The following is a 19,744-nucleotide window of genomic DNA, read 5'->3' as shown; positions in this document are numbered from 1 at the left end:
GTATGCTTCTATGCTGACAGAGCATTTTTATGGCTTGTCCGGTCCCTCATATACCCTGAACGAGACCATTATATTTTAATTAAATTTCTCAAAACAAAGTCTACAACTTTAAATACAATAGTTAATTTAAAGCTGCGTATGACTGCACAGGCTGGCAGGGAGACCGCTCCGGAGGTCCCCGCACCGATGCCACCGGACGCCGCCGACGCCTGGTACGCGCCGGACGTTCGTGAGCAAGACGAGGTGTATCCGGGGGTCGTCGTGACTGTCCGACGGGGACGGAATGGGTTCCGGTACGACGTCCGCGACCCGGTGCTTTCAGCGGCAGAGGCCGACGCACTGTCGACTGTCGAGTCACACTTCGCAGGTGCGAACATCGAGCGTCCACGGACGCGTGAGGGGGCCGTCGAGCGGATGAACGGGGGGTTCGATGCGAAACACCGTCGGGTCATCGACCGATTGATCGACGCGTCGCCGGCGAGCCGTCGTCGAATTGAGTATCACGCGCTCTCGTCACTGGCGTGTTTCGACGACTTGACTCCGTATGCGTTGGATTCACGCATCGATGTCGCCGACGTGACTGACGACGGTGTCGTCGTCCATACCGACGATTACGCCCCGGCCGAAACCGACCTCGGACCGGACCCAGGGTATCTCAACCGATTCGCGAGCGAGCGCGTCGAACGCCACACCGTCCGGTTTCAGGGCTTCGCGATTCCGGTCGTCGTCTACCGCGAGCATCTCCTCGGTGCCGATCCGTTCACGACGAAGTACGCAGTTCGAGAGCCGGACCTGCTCCCCGGCGACGAACAGCTCATCGAAGTGTGCAAGGAGCGCGTCTGGGAGACCGGCGTCAACGGCGTCGTCCAAGACCGTGTTGAGTTCGTCCGGGAACGCGCTCGCTCACTGCTCGCCCGGCAGCTAACTGTCCGTAACACGACAGAGTGGGTCGACGCCGCCCGCTATCGACTGCGGTCGGCACTGGCCGAACTCGATCTGGCAGTGCCGCCGGTTGACCACCGGTTCGCCGACGACCGCCTTGACGACCTGCTGTACTACGTCCTTCGGGACCTCGTCGGCTACGGGAAACTTACTGTCCCGATCCGGGACCACACGCTAGAGGACATCGAGGCGAACCGGGTCGACGAGCGCGTGAAGGTCCTCCCGCGCGCCGACCTCGGCCACGACGGCCGCGTCCCGACCAATCTCGCCTTCGACTCCGAGGCGGCCTTTGTCAACGTCGTCACGCAACTGGCCGCCGACGACGGCGTTGAACTCAACGCCTCGAACCCGAGCGCGAAGGTCAACATCGACCCCGACGGCGACGGCCTCCACGACGCCGACGACACCATCCGCTGTGCCGTTGCCCTGCCGACTATCAGCGAAGGCGGGCCCCACATCTCGATCCGGAAACAGTCGGGCGATGCGATGACACCGGTCGACTTAGTCCAGCGTGATTCGCTGCCGACGGAACTCGTCGCGCTGCTGTGGCTCCTGTATGAATCTCACGGCGTCGTTCTCTTTTCGGGACCCACCGGAGCCGGCAAAACGACCCTGATGAATGCTCATATGCCATTTATCCCGTATCGGGACCGCCCCATCAGTATCGACGAAGGGTCACGCGAAGTCCGCATTCCTCACGAGACAGGCGTTTCGCTCACCACTCGGGACCACGAGCGGGACCACCGCCGCGTGACGATGGCCGATCTGATGACACAGTGCAATTATCTCAATCCGGATGTCGAGGTCATCGCGGAGATCAACACGGCTGCATCCTTCGAAACCTTCGCTGAAACGCTCAACACGGGCCACGGCGTTATCGGGACGACCCACGCCGACGACATCGAATCGCTGGTCAACCGCGTTATCGAGAAGGGCGTACCGACCTACCTGCTCAAAGAGATCGACCTCGTCGTGTTCCCTCGGCACGTCGATGGTGAGCGCTACGTCGGCGAGGTAGTCGAGTTCGTCGACGACCCGTCTGTCGTCGAAGGTGGGAACGACCGCAGCGGGACGATACACAAGGACGGGACGACTATCCACTGGAACTCCGTCTGCTGGCGACGGCCCGACGGGAACTTCGAACTCGCCTACGACCACCCGCAGTTCGGCGACGACCGGCGGCAGGTCGACACCGGCATCTTCGACCGACTCTCGGCCCTCCGTGACGAACCGGTGTCAGCCGTCGAGGACGCGTTCCACCGTCGCCACCGTTACGTCCAGTACCTCGTTCAGGAGGGGCTGACTGATTTCGACGACCTGTTCGGCGTGCTGGCCGATCTGGAGACGAACGAGGCAGCGACCGTCGAGCGACTGCGGCGACAGGCCGGGACCCCCGATAATCCGCACTTGGAGGTCGGTACGGGTGACGACTGAGGGCAGCGGGACACTCGGCTTGCTCGACCGGGGCCTGTACGCCCTGTTTGCCCACCATGCAGAGGACGACCGCCACGCAAGTACGCGCGACCGCTACCGAGCCGCCTATCCGAGCGCCGGTTTCGGCGTCTACGTCGCCAGAGTGTACGGGCTCTCGTGGCTAGCGCTCTGTGTCGGTGTTGTCGGAACTGCCACGATAGCGATGCTCGTGCCGCCGGGGACCTTCGATTCGTTCGTCGCGGTACTCCAGCAGAGCCTTCCCGTAATTAACCGACTGGCGCTACCGGAAGTCCCTCGACTTCTCGTGGCCACTGTCCTCGGAACCATCGCTGGGCTCACGCTCAAGCGGGGCGTGTTCGTCGCCGGCAACCGGTATCTCTCGTGGGTTGCCAGCGCGCGGCGCGCGGACATCGCAGCCACGCTTCCCGGCGCAGTCCGATACCTCAGAGTTCTCGCCTCCGGTACCCACGACCGGCGCGAGATGCTACGCGCCGTTGCTGAACAGGACGCCTACGGTGAGACAGCGGTCGCCTTCCGGCGCGCGCTCAATCAGGGAATTCTCACCGGCAGTCTCGACACCGGTATCGAGCGAGTCGCCAGCGAAACCCCTTCTCGGGACCTGCTCGCGCCGTTTCTGCTGAAGTTCCGCGAACACGCGAATCAGAGCGCCGAGGCACTAGAGGGATACTTGGAGATGGAGGGGCGCTTGCTCTCACACGAGCAGAGCCGACAACACGAACGGGCGACCGGCTATCTCGAACTGCTCGCGGAACTGTTCGTCGTGTTGCTGGTGTTGCCCGCGCTCGTCGTCCTCATCGTCACTGTGATGGGTATTCTCGCGCCCGGCCTCTCCGAACCCGTTGCGACGCCGCTGGGCGAAACGACTGTCCGTGCCATCGTCGTCTACGGGAGTGCAGCGTTCGTGATGGCTGCCGGGTTGCTGGCGGCATTTGTCGTTGCCGCGCTTCGCCCGCGGAACACTGCCGCCCCAAGCTACAGCCTGCCGGATAGCCCCGTCGCCATACTCGCAACGATTCCTTCGAACCCTGCGAGCGCACTCCTCGCCTGCGTACCACTGGGCACAGTAGTCGCAGCAGGCCTCTGGTCACTGGGCTACCGTCCGGTCAACGTCGCGCTCCTCTCGTACGCCACCGTCGGCGTCCCCATCGGTGTGGTAACGGTCCGCCGGGCCAGAGCGGACGACGCGAAAGACCGAGAGATTCAGGACTTCGTTCACGCCGTCGCCGGCCACGTCGCGCTGGGCCGCCCGTTTCCAGAGGCGGTCCGACGTGTCGCCGACGACGTGGAACTCGGCGCGCTCGCTAGCGATGTCCAGTCGCTCGCATTCACGCTCTCGCTGGGCGATAGTCCCGGTGACTCTGCGGCCGACCGCCGGGCCGCGGCACTCGATCAGTTCGTCGACCGCGTCGGCACGCCGATGGCTGAACAGACCATCGGGCTTGTCGTCGGCGCACTGGATACAGGAAGTGATGCGGAGGACGTGTTCGAGACGCTCCAGACAGAGATCGGGCAGCTCTACCATCTCCGGAAATCAATCCGTTCGGCCCTGCTCGTCTACGTTGCGGTCGGCTGGACGACAGCGCTGCTCGTTATCGGGATTACTGTCGCCGTCAACGTTTACGTCCTCGATAGCTTCGCACAACTGTCGTCAGTTTCGGGCAGTGCGAACATCGCCTTCGACCCGACTGCGATCGAGCCGGCCCGGGAGCAACACCGGTTCTACGTCGTCACGCAGGCGACGATGCTTGCCTGTGGCTGGTTCGCCGGCACGGCGAGTCGCGGGACGTACGAAGCCCTGTTACACTCCTCGGGGCTAGTACTCATCGCCTACGTCGTCTTCGCGGGGGCTGGTCTGATTTGAGGTCCGACACTGACGCCCAGTCACACGTCGTCGGCGTGGTGCTGTTGCTGGGGCTGACCGTCGTCGCGCTCGGTGGACTAACGGCTGTTGTCGGGACCGTCGTCGACGGCCACACTGCGACCGCCGACGAGGCCCGCGTCGCCAACACGTTCGAGACGACGTTCCGGCCAGTGGAGCAGACGGGCCACCAGACGGTCCGTGTTCGGTTTACTGAAGGACGACTGACCACGGTAAAGCGAGAGCTCCGAGTCCGCAACGACTCCGGCATCCAGCGAACGGTCCCAATCGATGCAGTGGTGTACGAGTCCGGAGACAGCTCTGTCCGATTTCTCGCCGGGAGCGTTGTCCGCGGGACCGCGGAGAACGCGTGGCTCGAATCGGACCCGCCGGTGACAGCGACGCGGGACGACACGGCGGTCATCGTCGGCGCACCGTTCGTCAACGCCAGCGGCGGCACAGTGTCCGGGACGGGTGGTGTGTCCGCGGGCATCCGACAGAACGTCAGCCACGAGCGTGAACGGCTTCCGGCCGACAACTACAGCGTGGCTATCGAGACGGAGACGCCCCGGCCGTTCGCCGAGTACTTCCAGCGTGTCGGTGCAACCACGCAAGTCAAGGACATCGACGGCGACGGCGTCCAGAGCGTTGTGGCGACGTTCCCGGGCCGCCGGACGCTGTATCTGGTCCGCCACGATATGCGGACGGAGGTGGGGCATGGATAACCGTGCGCTCAGCACCGTCGTCGAGAAACTGCTGAGCATGGGGCTCGTGCTGCTGTACATCGGACTAGTGACGACCACGCTGTACGGCGGCACTGTCCCAGCGTATCAATCCGCTGTCGGGGCGGAACTCGGCGACCGAACGCTCGCCGAAGCGACGGCCCGCGTCGAACAGGCTATCCCGCCGGATGCCCGGACCGCCTCGGCGACGGTTCGGGTGTCGCTACCGGAAACCATCGACGGGGCAGGATACAGCATCCGGACTGACGGAACTGCTCTGGTCCTTGACCATCCCGACCCAGAGATCGGCGGCCGTACACGGCTGGTGTTGCCCGATAGCGTCGATACTCTCGAAGGCGAATGGCAGAGCGGTAGCCCGACCGTGGTCACGGTTTCCGGAACGCGAGGGAGCGTGACGGTGACACTGGAGGCGGAGCGATGATCACGCTAACCGATCGCTCTGACGGTGCCACGCGCGCCCAGACATCGTTACCAGCGCTCGGCGTCGCGCTCGTGCTTTTGACTGTCGTCACCGGACTGGGGGTCGCCATGGCCGACACCGCAATCGCCGGTGCGGATAGGACCCCCGACGAGCGACGGGTCGCCGCCGCTATCGCTGACCGGCTCGTCGCGGCGGACGGACCGCTGGCCGCCCGGAGCAACGTCCTCAACCAATCCCAGGTGGACGACTTCGATCAGTCGGCGCTGGAGCAGAATGCACCGCCGGCCAGCGAGTATGCGGTCAGCATCGAGTTGGCTGACGAGGAGATAGCACGTAGCGGCACGGTACACGATGGGACACGAATCAGTCGTCTCGTCGTGGTCGAGTCCCGGGAATCACGAGCACTCACACCTGACCTGGCGACGACCGACGCGGTGACGCTCCCCCGCCGGAGCGCGCGGGCGACAGTGACAATCGACCCGCCTTCCGGTACGACCGTCTGGACGGTCCGCGCTAACGACCGGGTCGTGCTTCATAACAGAAGCGGGCTGGACGGCAGCTACGAGGTTTCGCTGGTGCCCTACGAGACGACGGAACTACGCTTCCAGCGGGCCGGTCGACTCGAATCCGGGAACGTGACCATCGGCTACGACGCCCCACAATCGACGAAGGAAACCCTGGTGGTGACCGTCGATGTATAGAGCCCAACTGCCGCTGTCGCTCGTGGAAGTTGCCCTCGGGACAGTGCTGATTCTCGGCGTCGCGCTCGGGTTTGCCCTGGGGACGCCAGCGCCGGACACACAAGAGCCACAGCTCGACGCCTACGCTTCGGATACGGCGGCGTTGCTCGCTAACGACCCGCCGCGACACAGCGGGGCGACGCGGCTGCAGGAGATCGTGTCGAGTCCGACGGCCTTCGATCGTGAACGGGACGCGCTTTCGAACCGGGTCGCCCGCATCCTGCCCGACAACGTCCTCTTCCGGGTCGAAACACCGCACGGGGCGGTCGGCACACCGACGCCACAGGGCGTCAGCACTGGGACCGCAACTGTGCCGACGGGGCACGGGAGTGTCCAAATAATCGTGTGGTACGCATGACCCGGCGCGGACAGCTCGTCCTCGTTGCGGCCACCGTTGTGGCTGTCGCACTTGTCCCGATTCTCTTTGCGTCTCTTCAACTGGGCTATCACGACGACGTTCGGGCGACGGCCGACTACGACGACGATCCCTCGGCTGATGCGCTTCGGGTTCTTGAGCGAGCCGTTGCAACCGAGAGCGCATCCATCCCGAACCAGTACGCTTGGTCGGCGAACGATTCGGCAGTGACGGCCGTTCGCACTGGACTGGAACCTCGGCTTGACCGGCTCCAGACATCCCAGATCGAGGACGGTATCCACTACAATATAACCTACAACGGTACTGCGGCACGGCAGTGGAAAGACGCGAACTGTCCCTCCGGACCGGGCCGCCAGTTTGGGGACTGCGTCGCCGACCGTGGTGTCGTCGCTCAGGATCGCGTGGGCCGCACACATGTTCTCGCCGTCGGCTTCGACGTGACGACGACGACCGAACGCGGCGAAACCACTGTCACCGTGGTTCTGGAAACCAGCGGTCGGTCCTCACGGTGACTGTCTAAAACAAAGGCTGCCTCTCCCGGCGCAAATCAGAAGACTGTCGGTAGTGTGTTATTCTGTCGCTCCCGGCGTTTCGGTTCGAACCTGTGACCGAATCTGCTCGAACGTCGATTGCGGGAAAAGCCCGGTGACACTGTCGACTGAGAGGGTATCGATGAGACCAGCCGGCGGGCCAGTGACCAACAGCGCACCCGCCTGGGAAACGGAATCGTCGACAGTGAGGCCGAGTTCAGATGTCGCACGCTCCTCGAATGAATTGATTGCGTCCTCAGCAAGGTTCTCCTGTGCGGTGCGGTACTCTGCCTGCGCCTCGCTCTGTGTGAGGTTCCCCGCCTGGAACTCGGACTGGATCTCCTGTTGTCGTTCCCGAACCTGTGCCTGGTCTGGTTTGACTGCGACTGTCACCGTTGCAGGCTCCCCGTCCGCGCTCTGGCTTTGCGACCCTGTTCCCGTGTTCGTTCCGTCGCTGTCGCCTCCCTGAAGGGCGTTACAGCCGGCGAGTGACACTGTTGCGCTTGCTCCGGTGAGTTCCATAAATCGGCGGCGTGTGGACTCGAATTCCATTATCGACTAGCGTGGGTCTCGCGGTGTAATCCTTCTGATACCCAGATATGGTTTTCGGCTCTGGCAATCACGACTCCTGTCCCGAACTCGCCCCTGAGAGACGAAAGACAGTGGTGTCTGTGGTCCAATGCTGAAGCAACAGCGCGTATGGTGGGACTGGAGTCGGGGAGCACGCTGAACGCACCACGGCAAGACGCGATTCCGACGCTTGCCGACGACGAAGCTGGGACAGTCGTCTGGCACCGTGAACACCTTCGGATTCGTGACCAGGCTGCAGTAGCGAGGGCTGCAACGTCCGAGTACGTGCTCCCGCTGTTCGTGTTCGACCCGGCGTTCTACGGCGCGGACGGCCTCGCCTGTGACAGCCGCATCCGGTTCCTGCACGACTGTCTGGTCGACCTCTCAGACCAGTACCACACCGCCACTGGTCGTGGACTCACCTACGCACACGGGAACCCGGTCGACGTACTGGGACGATTCCGCGAGGCCGGCTGGGATATCGTGACGATGGCCGTTCCCACTGGACGCTACGGCCAAGAACGGGACCGTCGGGTGCAGGAACAGTGCGAGGTTACTTTCGTTGACAGTGACGGGCTGGTCCGCGACCGAGCGGAGACCCGCGATGGATGGCAGGACGACGTGTCGGCGTGGTTCTCCGCCGACCAGTACGACTGGAACCCGAGCACTGTCACCTCGCGGAGCTTCGACAGCGGTATCGACATCGGCGTGATCGAGGACCACTATGATGTCACGCCGTCGAAGTCCGACGTTCCCCGCGGCGGGACCGGGCCAGCACGCGAACGGCTGTCAGCGTTCGCCGAGCGGATCGACGACTACCCGAGGAACATCTCTGCGCCGACGGACGCGCGAGACGGGACCAGCGGACTCTCGCCGTATCTCGCCTTTGGCTGTCTTTCCGTGCGGCAGGTCATCCAGTACATCGACGAGCACGCGCCCGATGGTCGAGGCAAAGAGATGTTCGTCTCGCGGTTGTTCTGGAACAAACACTACGAACAGAAACTCGAAGACTGGCCCGGCTGGCTCGATACGGCAGTAAACCCGGTGTTCGAGGGGTTCAACGCGGCACAATATGATCCCGATCTGGTGGCCGCTTGGAAGCATGGACAGACCGGGTTCCCGATGGTCGATGCCTCGATGCGGTGTCTCAAACAGACGGGCTGGCTCAACTTCCGGATGCGGGCGATGTGTGCCTCGGTCTACTACCACCTCCTCCAGCAGCCCTGGCTGATCGGCGCGGACTGGTTCTATCACCACCTCATCGACGCTTCTGCGGCGATCAACTACACGCAGTGGCAGTCCCAGTGCGGACTGATAGGCAAGCCGGCCCTTCGGCTGTATAACCCCCGCAAGCAGGTCCGCGATCAGGACCCGAACGGCGAGTTCATCCGCAAGTGGGTAGCCGAACTCGATTCGCTCCCCGACAAGTACCTCGACCAGCCCGAGCAGACACCGGTCCACGTGCAGGCGTCCTGTGGTGTCGACATCGGTGAGGATTATCCGCACCCGGTCGTTGACTACGACGCGGCCCGACAGGCGTTCCAAAGGCGATACGAGGCAGTGCGTGCCGACGCGGCCGACGCCCTGCGCGACTCGACGGTTGTACGTCGCGCCTCGTTCTCTGGTGGCCGCGACGCCGCTGCACGTATCGCCGCGGAATACGGGACGGATGCCTCGAACGGCGAAGAAGACGGCGGGACCCAGACCAGTCTCGACTCGTTCGGCGACGAGTAGCTCCAGCACTCGGTCAGTGTTGCCACACGCCAAAGAGGCTAAGACAGTCGCCAACCCACATGTGTACAATGGCGGAGGGTCCGGACGATACCGTTTTCGAGGACTGCCAGTTCCTTACTGGGTCACCACAGCGGTTCGCGGTGTTGGCCCAGCTCCAGGAGCGGCCGGCACGGCCAACCGATTTGTGCGACACGGTAGATGCGACCCGAACCACAATCCAGCGGATACTCGCGGGCTGCTCTGAGCGCCAGTGGGTCGTCAAACGGGACGGTGAGTACCGGCTCACGGTGACTGGTCAGCGGGTGTTAGACCAGTACACGGCACTCATGAGCGAGGTCGAACGAGCTCGGGCGGTCGGCCCGCTGGCCGTCCATCTCGGTTCTATGGCGGCGGACCTCCCGGCGGAGCTGTTAGACCCCGATTGTCTCACGACGAGCTCCGAACAGAACCCGCTGGCCGCGATTGATCGGTTCACGGACTGGCTGCACGAGGTCGATGGCGACGTTCGGGCCATCTCGCCCATCGTTACATCGGTGTTCAACGATGTCGCGGTGGATCTGCTCGAAACGGGGACGCATATCGAATTCATCATCGACCACGGCGTACTCGAACGGTCCGCGTCCGATTTCTCGGACGCACTGGAGCGAGGCGTCGAACACGAGAACATCGATACGTACGTCCACGATACGCCACTCGATATCGGCCTCGCGCTGGACCGCTCACGGGTCTGTCTGGCGGCCTACGACGACCGGAACAACGTCCGGGCAATAGCCGAATCTGATGCCAAAGCGGTCTATAACTGGGCTGAGACAGTGTTCGACCGATACAGAGCGCGGTCACAGCCGCTTGAATCAGTCCTGTCGGTGCAGGAAAACAAGCAGTAATCCAGGCGCTCACGGATGGAGTCCGGTGTGGAAGGGCCGAAGGGAGCACTGGTCGGCGCGCCAGCACCCACTGGAGGGCGGGATTGCGTATCCCCGGAACATGCTATAGCCGGTGGGTGCCTATACTTATTCGCTGTAACTGTTTCGGGATATAACACATGTTACAGGGGCTGTAACAACTGAGGAAGTTCGTGCCAGTCTGACCCGACATCCGGGATCGTTTTGTGACAACAACCGGCTATGTTTCTATACTTTCATCCAGAATGAAATAATAGCCGACAGTATAAGTGTGTGGCAATCGTTGACAGAAGTATGTCTCCGCCTGGACGAGAGATCCAGTACACTGAATCGGACGTTATCGAGGTGTTCAGACACCGGAACGATTACGCGGAGCCACTCACGGCGTCGGAGGTGGCGGACAGACTCGGCTGTTCGCGCCGGACTGCGCTGAATAAACTCCACGACCTCGAATCAGAGACGGATATCACGAGCAAGAAAGTCGGGGGCCGGTCGCGGGTGTGGTGGATCCCAGTCCGAGCAGACTGATCTCGATTGGTGTAGATTACTTGCAGATAATGCCGATCTCGGGGCCTACGCATAGCGGTATCTTGCGACAGCAATACCGACGAGCCGTCATGGATTCCGTTTCGGGGTGAAACCGGGGCCGTGTCGCGATGTACACACTGAAGACCTGTCGCGAAGCAGACCGATAGCAGCAGTAGTGTATCGAGTTCTCTCTAAGCGAAGCCGTCAGAAATCCCACTCTTGTGCGCGTTCGCGCGCCTCTGAGCGTGCCTGCTGCTTGATGGCCTCGATTTTCTCGGCGTCGTCGAGGAACGCTTCGACGGCACTCTGGTCGGCGGTTCCGTCCTCGGGTGCTTCCGCGTCGCCGTCGCCCATCGCTGACAGCCGCTCGTCGGGGGCCGCCCGTCGCGTACTGTCGGCCAGCGCCGGGTCGCCGCCCAGCCGTTCGGCGGGCATCCCGGGTGAGACTCGGAGGTCGGCTGCTTCGTGTGCCGATTCGAGGTCGGCGGCGTCGAGCGTGTACAGCGAGACGTGGTACGGCCCGGGGACGGCGAGGTCTGCAAGCGCCGGGGGGCCACCGCGGTCTGTCCCGGTGTGATAGACCAGCACGGGGACGCCGTCAGAGAACGTCATGACCCCCCGCCCTTCGCCATCGAGGAGGAGCGTCTCCTGGGATTCGAAGACGGCGTAGCCGGTGAGTTCGCGGTCGAGTACGTCGGCAAGCGTGTCCCGCGGATCCGTGACGACGCGGGACTTGTCGAGTCGGCCGCGGGGCAGTTTCATAGTGACTCGGGGATGACGGCGCTCTGGAACCGATCGGCGGCGTCGGCGGCTGCCCCATCCCGCACGGTGAGCGATTCGGCGGCCGCTCGATAGGCCGTCGCCGCCTCGCATTCGGGAGCGTGGGCAAGCAGCGGTCGGCCGGCACGCCGTGCCTCACGGGCCCGCTCGCTTTCGGGGACCGCGGCCAGCGTCGGCCCGTCGAAGTACCGCTCGGTCTTCTCCGAGACCTGCTCGATGGATTCGGACTCGCGGATCTTGTTGAACAGGAGTCCGGCTACGTCCGTGTCGTAGGTCGTCGCGTACTCCTGGACCTTTAGCCCGTCCGAGATAGCAGGAATCGTCGGTTGAAGGACGACGACGATGCGGTCGGCCAGCACGATTGGGAGGACGGCAGTTCGGCTGTCCAGCGCCGGCGGCGAGTCCAGCAGGATGATGTCCGTGTCTTCCGCAAGCGCCGCAACCACGTCTCGAAGCCGGTCCGGGTCGGCGTCCCTGAAGCCGTCGAGGCTCGTTCCGCAGGGAACGACGGTCAGACCGAACCGGTCATACGTAGCCGCCTCGACGGGTGCCTCGTCGGCCAGCACGTCGTGCAGCGTCGTCTCGGCGTCGGAGAGGCCGGCGTGAAAGAGGAGGTTCGCCATGCCCGTGTCGGCGTCGACAACTGTCACGTCGTAGCGGTCGGACAGCGCCATCCCGAGGGCGACGGTGCTCGTCGTCTTGCCAGTCCCACCCTTCCCACTGGCGACCGCGAACACTTCGACCATTGGGGAATATTGCGGGCTAGCTGTATATAAATTTCCGGAAGTTGAAGTAGTATCAAACACTCACCGATCAGGCAGTCCGAGCGGTCCCAGGTCGACGTGGTCGTCGATGAGCCCGGCCGCTCGTTCGTACGGGTCGCCGTCGGCTCGCTCGGTTGCGGCTGGAAGGTCCATACCAGCACTTTCGAACGCATTTCTCACGAAGGCATTTATCGCAGTGTCGTTGACAAAGAGGTCGTGGAGGTACGTTCCCAGAACGCTGTCGGTCGCCGCTCCGTCACTGTCGAAGGGGCGGGCTGCCTCGCCGGTCAGTGTTGAGTCGCCCATGTGAATCTCATAGCCCTCGACGGTCCCGCTCGCCCCGGAGAGCGGTCCGACACCGTCGAGGGTCCGTTCGACGTGTTCGACTGTCTTCGATTCGCTGAACGCCGTCGTCACCGGGAGCAAGCCCAGCCCCTCGATCTGGTCCGCGTCGCCGGTCCCTTCGACTGCAGCGTTCGTGATTGCCTCGCCGAGCATCTGGTAGCCGCCACAGAGGCCAACGACGGGCCCGTCGAACGCCCGCAGTCGGTCACCGAACCCTACGTCGGTGAGTACCTGTAGGTCGTCGACCGTGTTCTTGCTCCCCGGCAGGACCACCGCGTCGGCGTCGTTGAGGGGGGCATCGGGCGGGACGTACGCGACCCTGACACCGGGTTCGCGGGCGAGCGGCTGAAGGTCGGTGAAATTCGAGATGCGTGGGAGCCGCGGCACCGCGACGGTGACACTCTCGGCCTCGGGAATGTCGTCATCGTCACCGACGACGGACCGCTCGCCGACCGGCGGCAGCGCGACGCTGTCCTCCTCGGGGAGGCCCGGGTCGTCGTAGGGAATCACACCGAGGACGGGAACGCCGGTCCGATCCTCAAACTCGTCGATGCCCGGCTCCAGCAGTGAGCGATCGCCGCGGAACTTCGTGATGACCGCGCCGGCCACCTGGTCCCGGATGTCGTCGGGAACGAGTTCGAGCGTCCCGACGAGCGAGGCGAACACGCCGCCGCGCTCGATATCTGCGACGAGTAAGATGTCGGCGTCGGCGAAGCGCGCCGTCTCAACATTCGCCAGGTCGCGGTCGTGCAGATTGATTTCGGCGATAGAGCCCGCGCCCTCGGCGACAATCACGTTGTGGGACTGCGCGAGTCGGTTGTGGGCCGCGCGGGCCGTGTCCAGCGCGTCACCCCAGTGCTCGTCGTAGTAGCCCCGGGCCTCGAAGTGGCCGACGGCCTCGCCGTCCAGAATGAGCTGTGATTCGCCGTCGCCCCGCGGTTTCAGCAGCACTGGATTGTGGTCGGTCGACGGCGCGACACCGGCCGCGCGGGCCTGCACGTACTGTGAGACACCGACTTCGCCGCCCGGTGTCGCCCGGGCGTTGTTGCTCATGTTCTGAGCCTTGAACGGCGCGACCGAGACGCCACAGTCGGCCAGATAGCGGCAGAGCCCGGCCGCAACGGTCGACTTGCCGACGTGGCTGGCCGTCCCGGCGACCAGCAGCGTATGAGCCATCGAGCAGTGCTGGGGCCGCCGCGAACATCAGTGATTCGGCAGAGGTTCTTTCTCCCGGCCTTCCGAGTTCCCTCTGTGACAGACGAACGGCTACAGGCGTTGCACAGACACCTCGCCGAAACCGGGGAGCGGCCGGTCGAACGAACGGCCAGCCGCTGGCTCGGGGAGGCGGAGGCCGTCGCCGCCGACATTGCTGACGGTGAACTCCCCGAAGACGTGCTGGCCGAGCGGCTGACGACCATCGACCACATTCTGTCACACGTCGACAGCACCGACGACGCCATCGCAGACAACCACGTTGAAGCGGCCCGCGAGATCGTCGACGATCTACTGGACGAACGGTAGCGCTGTTCGGGATACTGCGTTCAGAACTCCGTCCCCTTCCGCGCGCCCTGGCCGGCGTCGATGGGGTGTTTCTCCTTGCTGACCTCCGTAATGAGGTCCGCGAGGTCAGTCAGGAACTCCGGCCGCTCGTGTCCGCCTGTGAGGACGAGTTCGAGGTCGTCCGGCTTGGATTCGATAAGTCCAATCACGTCTTTGGGGCCGACGAGGCCGCGGTTCGCGGCGTAGAGAACCTCGTCGAGGACGAGCATATTGACCCCCTCCTCCGGCGGGCCGTCGGCGTCCTGTGGCGTCGAGAGGTCGGCGTCGCCGCTAGCCTGAATGATCTCTCGTGCCCGGTCGAGCGCTCCCTTCGCGCGGGCCTCGTGCTCGTCGTCCTCACTCCCGTCGAGGAAGCCGTGCCAGCCGTAGTGGCCGGCGTTCTCGTAGGAGAACCCCGGCAGGGCGGCGATGGCGTTGTACTCACCGCGCACGTCCTCGACGGTGCTGGTCCCGCCTTTCATGAACTGCAGGAGGTGGACGCGGTAGCCGTGACCGACGGCGCGGGTCGCCATCCCCAACGCCGCCGTCGTCTTGCCCTTGCCGTCGCCCCACCAGACCTGTACCAGTCCGAACTCCTCGGGCGCGCTCGGCTCGATTGGTTCGGCGGTCGGGCCGGCCGTGTTGTCGGTCATGCCCGTCTGTTCGACCGGATTCTGTTTAGCCGTTTGGACTGCGGGACTGTCGTGTGACACACTGTCCTTTCACGGCTCGAAAACCTCGGTATCCCGGTCGGTGACGACGCCGTACTCCGCGCCGTCGACGGTCGGCAGGGCATCGCCCCCGTAGCGGGCGGCCAGACTCGCTCTGATAGCATCGCGGACACAGACGCGGGTAGCGGCCCCGATTTCGGTCGCACTCCCCGCGAAGGGTGCTTGCTCGGCGCTCGGGACACAGCCGACGATGGCCGCGTCCGAGGTAGTTCCGGGGACGCCCGCTGCGTCCAGCAGCGTCGCAGCTTTCGCCTCGACGGCAGTGGCGAGTAGCGTCGCCAGCGCGCCCTCATCCAGTTCGCGGTCGGCCCCGACGACGAGGTTGACCGTCCCGGGCCGCCAGTCGGAGCTGTCCGCCGTATTCGACGCAGTCCCGTCGGAGCCGTCGGCTGTCTCCGCTGCCGACATCGGCAACGCGGCGGGGTTCGAGAGGCCAGCTGTTGCCAGCACCGACACCGGCCCGCTCCGGGCACAGCGGGCGTGCTCCATGTGGACGCCCGTGAGTAGCGCCGGGCCAAGGGGGAAATCGGCCCCGGACAGCCGCTCGGTGCGGTAGGCGTCGAGGTCGGTCCGCTCAAACCCCTCAGGGACGGTGACGTTGTAGACGGCGTCCGCGGTCCGGTAGCCGCCGTCCCACGCCGTCGAGAGCCAGCGGGCTCCTTCACGGCGAAGCTGACAGACGCCATCCCGAACGGTCGTCTCAAACATCCAGCGCGTCCAGCAGCCGGTCGTTTTCTTCCGGCGCTCTGACAGCGACGCGGATGTGCGAGTCCAGCCCGCAGAACGTCCGGGCGTCCCGGAGTGCGATACCAGCCTCGCGGGCCGAGGCGAGGATATCGTCGACGGACTCGTCGGCCTCGCTGACCGACAGCAACAGGAACGGCGCATCGGAGGGGAACACGTCGAAGCGGTCGCCGAGGCGCTCCCGCATCCGCGCTCGCTCGTCGGCGACGCGGGCTTTCGTCTCCGCGACGAACGCAGCTTGCCCGTAGCAGTGTGTGCCGACCGCGGCCGCGGCGGCGCTCATCGACCAGGCGCGTCGCGCTGTGGTGAGTCGATCCCCGGCCGCGCCGGTCCCGACGGCGTAGCCCATCCGGATGCCAGGCAGGCCGAATAACTTCGTCAGCGAGCGTGCGACGATGACGCCTTCACGACCGGCCAGTGACTGCTCGTCGGTAAAGCCGAGAAAGGCCTCGTCGACCAGCAGCGTCGTCCCGGCGTCGAGACAGTCATCGGCGAAGGCCCGGAGCGCCGCCGGGTCCGCTGTCTCGCCAGTCGGATTGTTCGGGTTGCAGACGATGGCGAGTGCGTGGCCGACCGGGTCGGCGGTCAGCAGTTCGTCATATGGAACGAACTCCGGCGTCCCGCCCTGGAGCCGAACCTCGCGGGCATACTCACCGAAGCTAGGGTACGGAACGAGGACGCTATCACCCGCTCGGACCGTCGTCTGAATCGCGAGGCGTATGGCTTCGAGGCCACCGGCCGTGGGTATCACCTGTGCCGGGTCGCAGTCGACGAAGGCCGCCGCGGCCTCGCGGAACGCGGGGTAGTCATCCGCCGGATACGAGCGGGCAGCTTCGAACGCTTTCTGGTACGTCTCCGCAGCGTCCGGCGGAACGCGGGGGTTCGTGTTCGCGCTGAAATCCAGCAGGTCCGGGTCGTCGCTGCTGCCATGTGGCACGCGCCCGTCCGGACCGATGGCGTCCCCGGGTCCGTCACCGCCACTCGCTCGCACGCCCTCGACCGAATCAGGGTCCATTGACAAGGGCTACGGCGGGCGGTGTGGAGAAAGTTTCGCGGCGGCCCGGTGTCCACCGTCTATGATTACAGTCACTGTCCACTGTCTGTAGTTACAGCCATTGTTCTGCCACGCGTGCGTCAGCGAGCGTGTTGACGTTGACCGCGACGCGTCGGTCCCGCGTGAGCCAGGCGTCGTCGGAGCCGTCGCCGACCACGTTGACGCCCGTCGGCGCGACTTCCCGGTCGCCGTCCTCAAACGTCGTGTCGTCGCTGACGCCAAGCTCGCGCTTCAGCGAGGCCGGGACCACAACCGATAGCGAACCCCCGCTGTACTCGTCCAGCACGCGGTCAATTATTTCGCCGTCAAGCAGCGGCAAGTCAGCGGCGACGGTCAGCACCGGCCGGGAGAGTCTGTCATCAGCCAGCGCTGCGTCGAGGTCCGCGACGTACCCTTCACCCGGCGTCTCGATGCAGGGAACGTCCAGATGCGACCCCGTATCCGGCGCGTTCGGCGACGTTGCGGCGATAATTCGCTCGGCGGAACTATCTTTGAGTGCGCCGACTACGCGGTCGACCATCGGCACGCCGCCGATTCGAAAAAGCGGTTTCTCGACCTCGGTGTCGAGCCGCGTCCCGCGCCCGCCACACATCACCAGGGCGTCCACGCGAGAACCCCCCAGTCGACAAGCGGCACCGACCAGATGCCACCGAACAGCGACCACACTGCGACGCCGACGTGGAGCGCAGTGGCGCGCGTGAGTTCGTTGGCCGCACCGAACGCGTCGCCGCTGACGCCGCCTAGTCGCTGGTCGGCCCAGCGTGAGAGGCCAAGCGCCAGCAGCGGGCCGGTGAGAACTGCGACGGTGGTTGCCGGAACGGCGATCACAGCAGCCGGGAGCGCGACGGCGAGCGAGCCGACGAGGTGGCGCGGGCCGTTCCCGTCGATGACCGTCGACCCGAACCCCTCGTGGCTCGGACGGCCGACGCAGGCCAATGTCGCCATCGCGAGTTTCGCTCCCACCTCCGCGGCGAGGGCCAGCGAAACGGCGACTAGCGGTGGAAGTCCGGCAACAGCCACCGCGGCCAGCGCCAGCGCGAGGAGGACGGTCCCAAGCGCGAGGACGGCCCCGACGCCGACGGTCGTGTCCCGCATCACGTCGCGGCGCTCCGCCGGGTCGCCGTGAACGACGGCGGCGTCCCCGAGGTCCGCGAGCCCGTCGGCATGGTTGACGCCGGTGACGAGGACGACGGTTCCGAGATATGCCGCGGCGATGACCGGGGCCGGGAGCAGGCCAGCGGCGAGAAACGGGAGCGCGACGAGGCCGCCGACGACGTACCCGGCCAGCGGGAACGCCGCCGGCGTCTCGACGAAGGCGTCCCACGCCTGCTCGCTATGCCCGACCGGGAGTTGCGAGAGGAACCCCAGCGCCCCACGGACCGCAGTCAGAACCACGCGAGCACCCCCAGCCCGGCCAGCAAGTACGCCAGCACCCCGGCGACGCCCACCCGCGTCACGCTACGCTGTGCCGTCGCCACGTCGGGGAGTCCGCCCGCGGGGTTCAGGACGTACACGCCCGGCTTTTCGAGTCGAACGTCAAGCGCCGCGGCGGCCGTCCCCATCGGCCACCCGGAATTCGGCGACGGGACGCCGTCCAGCCAGGCCCGGGCGCGGGCCACTGATTGAGGCGACCCGCAGGCGGTGGCGAGCAGGAGCGCGCTCACCCGTGCTGGGAGCCACATCACGGCGTCGTCGAGCCGTGCCGCGGGCGTTCCGATGCGTTTCGAGCGGTAGCCAAGCATCGAGTCCATCGTGTTGACGGCCTTGACCCACGCCGCTGCACCGGCAGCGGCGGGAAGGGGTGACAGGCCAACGCCCGCAGCGACGAGGCCGGCCACGACAAACGCGGCCAGCGACGCGACGAGGCCGTCGGCGAGGTTCTCGGACGCGCTCTCGACGGCCGCGCTCCGGACCTCGCCCGCAGACAGATCGCTCGCGTCTCGGCCAGCGAGTGCAAGGAGCCCGTCCCGAGCAGCTGTGAGGTCGGTGTCGGTGTCAGCGATGACACCCCGTGCAGTCGAAAGAAGACTGCGGAGGCTCGTGGTCAGGAACAGCGCGAGGCCGGCGAGCGTGACGGCGGCGAGGGGCGCGATACTGGCGGCGAGTGCGACGCCGCCACCGACGACAACAGCAACGCCGAGCGGCAACAGGGTCGCGGCGAGCGTTCCGACCGCAAGCGGGTGGTCCCACTTGCGGTCGATCGTCCCGACGAGCCGTCCGAACCACGCGACGGGATGCAAGCGGGTCGGCGGCTCACCGATCACAAGTTCTAGTCCCCCCGCGACGGCTACTGCCAGCGCGCTCAGCACAGTTCCCCCTCGCGGAGTTGTTCGGCTATCGCCGGGAGCGAACGGTCCTCCAGCAGCATCGACTGCGCACCCACGCGGCCCGCGCCGCCGTCCGTCCGGGCGTCGTCCCCGACGTGGACGAGGTCGGCAAGCGCCACGTCGAGTGCGTCGGCGGTCGCCTCGAAGATATTCGGATGGGGTTTCCGCCAGCCACAGCCGACGCTGGTGACGACGGCGTCGAAGGCGTGGTCGCTACGGGCTTCGATAGCTGCTCGTTCCAGCGTTCGCTCGACCAGCCCCGGGACGCTGCAGTTCGAGCAGATAGCGACCGGGCCCCGCTGTGCTGCGGCGTCTACCGCGTCGATGGCCCCGTTGCGGACCGTGACCGGGCTGTCGAACGCGTCGAGGACGGCCTCGGTTGCCGTCTCCTCTGTGACCTCGATTCCGCGGCTGTCAAGTGCCAGCCGAACGTGCTCGTCCAGCGGCGCTTCCCGGCCGCGGTCGTAGTCGCGATGGGCCGAGCGGTAGGCGTCCTCCCAGTCGTCCGGCACCCGAACCGACCGGGTCATAAGCGCCGCCGCAACGGCATCCCACGGCTCCGACGGCCGGTCTGCCGTGACGAGTGTCCCGAACAGATCGAACGAGAGTGCCACACCTGTGTGGTTAGTGCAAACTCACTTGAACTGTGGGGGTAGGACGG

22 protein-coding genes are annotated in these 19,744 nt (G+C 65.3%); 11 read left to right on the top strand and 11 right to left on the bottom strand.

Annotation, left to right across the window (positions count from 1 at the left end; genetic code table 11):
- Window positions 1-138: 138 nt before the first annotated feature.
- The 7 genes from IEY38_RS01295 to IEY38_RS01265 are packed head-to-tail and all read left to right on the top strand — an operon-like array spanning window position 139 to window position 7,047.
- Complete coding sequence (locus IEY38_RS01295; protein WP_188974697.1) at window positions 139-2,376, top strand: type II/IV secretion system ATPase subunit; 2,238 nt, start codon at window positions 139-141, stop codon at window positions 2,374-2,376.
- On the top strand, window positions 2,366-4,258 hold the full coding sequence (locus IEY38_RS01290; RefSeq protein ID WP_188974695.1) for a type II secretion system F family protein: 1,893 nt from the start codon (window positions 2,366-2,368) through the stop codon (window positions 4,256-4,258). Before IEY38_RS01295 ends, IEY38_RS01290 begins: the two co-directional genes overlap by 11 nt.
- A complete protein-coding gene (locus IEY38_RS01285; RefSeq protein WP_188974693.1) occupies window positions 4,255-4,980 on the top strand; it encodes a DUF7289 family protein in 726 nt (241 codons plus the stop codon). Before IEY38_RS01290 ends, IEY38_RS01285 begins: the two co-directional genes overlap by 4 nt.
- The gene (locus tag IEY38_RS01280) at window positions 4,973-5,419 is read left to right on the top strand and encodes a DUF7266 family protein (protein ID WP_188974691.1); all 447 of its coding nucleotides are present in this window, start codon (window positions 4,973-4,975) and stop codon (window positions 5,417-5,419) included. Before IEY38_RS01285 ends, IEY38_RS01280 begins: the two co-directional genes overlap by 8 nt.
- Window positions 5,416-6,120, top strand: coding sequence for a DUF7263 family protein (locus IEY38_RS01275; protein WP_188974689.1), 705 nt, complete (start codon window positions 5,416-5,418; stop codon window positions 6,118-6,120). The genes IEY38_RS01280 and IEY38_RS01275 overlap by 4 nt, the downstream gene beginning before the upstream one ends.
- Window positions 6,113-6,517: a DUF7262 family protein gene (locus tag IEY38_RS01270; protein ID WP_049944098.1), complete on the top strand. Its 405-nt coding sequence runs from the start codon at window positions 6,113-6,115 to the stop codon at window positions 6,515-6,517. Before IEY38_RS01275 ends, IEY38_RS01270 begins: the two co-directional genes overlap by 8 nt.
- Window positions 6,514-7,047: a DUF7261 family protein gene (locus IEY38_RS01265; RefSeq protein ID WP_188974687.1), complete on the top strand. Its 534-nt coding sequence runs from the start codon at window positions 6,514-6,516 to the stop codon at window positions 7,045-7,047. The genes IEY38_RS01270 and IEY38_RS01265 overlap by 4 nt, the downstream gene beginning before the upstream one ends.
- Before the next feature lie 57 nt (window positions 7,048-7,104).
- Here IEY38_RS01265 and IEY38_RS01260 read toward each other — a convergent pair whose 3' ends face one another.
- Complete coding sequence (locus tag IEY38_RS01260; protein WP_188974685.1) at window positions 7,105-7,617, bottom strand: hypothetical protein; 513 nt, start codon at window positions 7,615-7,617, stop codon at window positions 7,105-7,107.
- Between the two features lie 147 nt (window positions 7,618-7,764).
- Between IEY38_RS01260 and IEY38_RS01255 the strand changes: the two genes are divergently transcribed.
- The 3 genes from IEY38_RS01255 (at window position 7,765) to IEY38_RS01245 (ending at window position 10,799) form a co-directional block, all read left to right on the top strand.
- Complete coding sequence (locus IEY38_RS01255; protein WP_188974683.1) at window positions 7,765-9,369, top strand: FAD-binding domain-containing protein; 1,605 nt, start codon at window positions 7,765-7,767, stop codon at window positions 9,367-9,369.
- A gap of 68 nt (window positions 9,370-9,437) precedes the next feature.
- Entirely contained in the window at window positions 9,438-10,253 is an 816-nt protein-coding gene (locus IEY38_RS01250; protein WP_188974682.1) for a helix-turn-helix transcriptional regulator, read from the top strand.
- Between the two features lie 312 nt (window positions 10,254-10,565).
- Window positions 10,566-10,799, top strand: coding sequence for an HTH domain-containing protein (locus tag IEY38_RS01245; protein ID WP_008308192.1), 234 nt, complete (start codon window positions 10,566-10,568; stop codon window positions 10,797-10,799).
- Between the two features lie 204 nt (window positions 10,800-11,003).
- Here the strand turns inward: IEY38_RS01245 and IEY38_RS01240 are convergent, their stop codons facing one another.
- The 3 genes from IEY38_RS01240 to IEY38_RS01230 are packed head-to-tail and all read right to left on the bottom strand — an operon-like array spanning window position 11,004 to window position 13,864.
- Window positions 11,004-11,561 (bottom strand): hypothetical protein, encoded by a 558-nt coding sequence (locus IEY38_RS01240; protein WP_188974680.1) that lies wholly within the window; start codon window positions 11,559-11,561, stop codon window positions 11,004-11,006.
- Window positions 11,558-12,325, bottom strand: a complete 768-nt coding sequence (locus IEY38_RS01235) for a nucleotide-binding protein (protein ID WP_188974678.1) — start codon at window positions 12,323-12,325, stop codon at window positions 11,558-11,560. Before IEY38_RS01235 ends, IEY38_RS01240 begins: the two co-directional genes overlap by 4 nt.
- Window positions 12,326-12,385: 60 nt before the next feature.
- Window positions 12,386-13,864, bottom strand: a complete 1,479-nt coding sequence (locus tag IEY38_RS01230) for a cobyric acid synthase (protein ID WP_188974676.1) — start codon at window positions 13,862-13,864, stop codon at window positions 12,386-12,388.
- 75 nt (window positions 13,865-13,939) lie between these two features.
- Here IEY38_RS01230 and IEY38_RS01225 point away from each other — a divergent pair, with 75 nt between their 5' ends.
- Window positions 13,940-14,209: a hypothetical protein gene (locus IEY38_RS01225; protein ID WP_188974674.1), complete on the top strand. Its 270-nt coding sequence runs from the start codon at window positions 13,940-13,942 to the stop codon at window positions 14,207-14,209.
- A gap of 20 nt (window positions 14,210-14,229) precedes the next feature.
- Here the strand turns inward: IEY38_RS01225 and IEY38_RS01220 are convergent, their stop codons facing one another.
- From IEY38_RS01220 to IEY38_RS01190, 7 genes are all read right to left on the bottom strand, one after another.
- On the bottom strand, window positions 14,230-14,880 hold the full coding sequence (locus tag IEY38_RS01220) for a cob(I)yrinic acid a,c-diamide adenosyltransferase (protein WP_188974672.1): 651 nt from the start codon (window positions 14,878-14,880) through the stop codon (window positions 14,230-14,232).
- A gap of 69 nt (window positions 14,881-14,949) precedes the next feature.
- Entirely contained in the window at window positions 14,950-15,666 is a 717-nt protein-coding gene (locus IEY38_RS01215; RefSeq protein ID WP_188974670.1) for an adenosylcobinamide amidohydrolase, read from the bottom strand.
- A complete protein-coding gene (locus tag IEY38_RS01210) occupies window positions 15,659-16,717 on the bottom strand; it encodes a threonine-phosphate decarboxylase (protein WP_188974668.1) in 1,059 nt (352 codons plus the stop codon). Before IEY38_RS01210 ends, IEY38_RS01215 begins: the two co-directional genes overlap by 8 nt.
- Window positions 16,718-16,808: 91 nt before the next feature.
- Window positions 16,809-17,348: an NTP transferase domain-containing protein gene (locus IEY38_RS01205; RefSeq protein WP_188976109.1), complete on the bottom strand. Its 540-nt coding sequence runs from the start codon at window positions 17,346-17,348 to the stop codon at window positions 16,809-16,811.
- Window positions 17,348-18,151: an adenosylcobinamide-GDP ribazoletransferase gene (cobS, locus tag IEY38_RS01200; protein ID WP_188974665.1), complete on the bottom strand. Its 804-nt coding sequence runs from the start codon at window positions 18,149-18,151 to the stop codon at window positions 17,348-17,350. The genes IEY38_RS01205 and cobS overlap by 1 nt, the downstream gene beginning before the upstream one ends.
- A complete protein-coding gene (locus IEY38_RS01195) occupies window positions 18,142-19,065 on the bottom strand; it encodes a CobD/CbiB family cobalamin biosynthesis protein (RefSeq protein ID WP_188974663.1) in 924 nt (307 codons plus the stop codon). Before IEY38_RS01195 ends, cobS begins: the two co-directional genes overlap by 10 nt.
- Entirely contained in the window at window positions 19,059-19,697 is a 639-nt protein-coding gene (locus tag IEY38_RS01190; RefSeq protein ID WP_188974662.1) for an HAD family hydrolase, read from the bottom strand. The genes IEY38_RS01195 and IEY38_RS01190 overlap by 7 nt, the downstream gene beginning before the upstream one ends.
- Between the last annotated feature and the right edge of the window lie 47 nt (window positions 19,698-19,744).

This window comes from Haloarcula sebkhae (assembly GCF_014647415.1).
Taxonomy (GTDB): Archaea; Halobacteriota; Halobacteria; order Halobacteriales; family Haloarculaceae; genus Haloarcula; species Haloarcula sebkhae.
The sequence above is the reverse complement of the archived record's forward strand: the minus strand, read 5'-3'. Positions and strand labels throughout refer to the sequence as shown.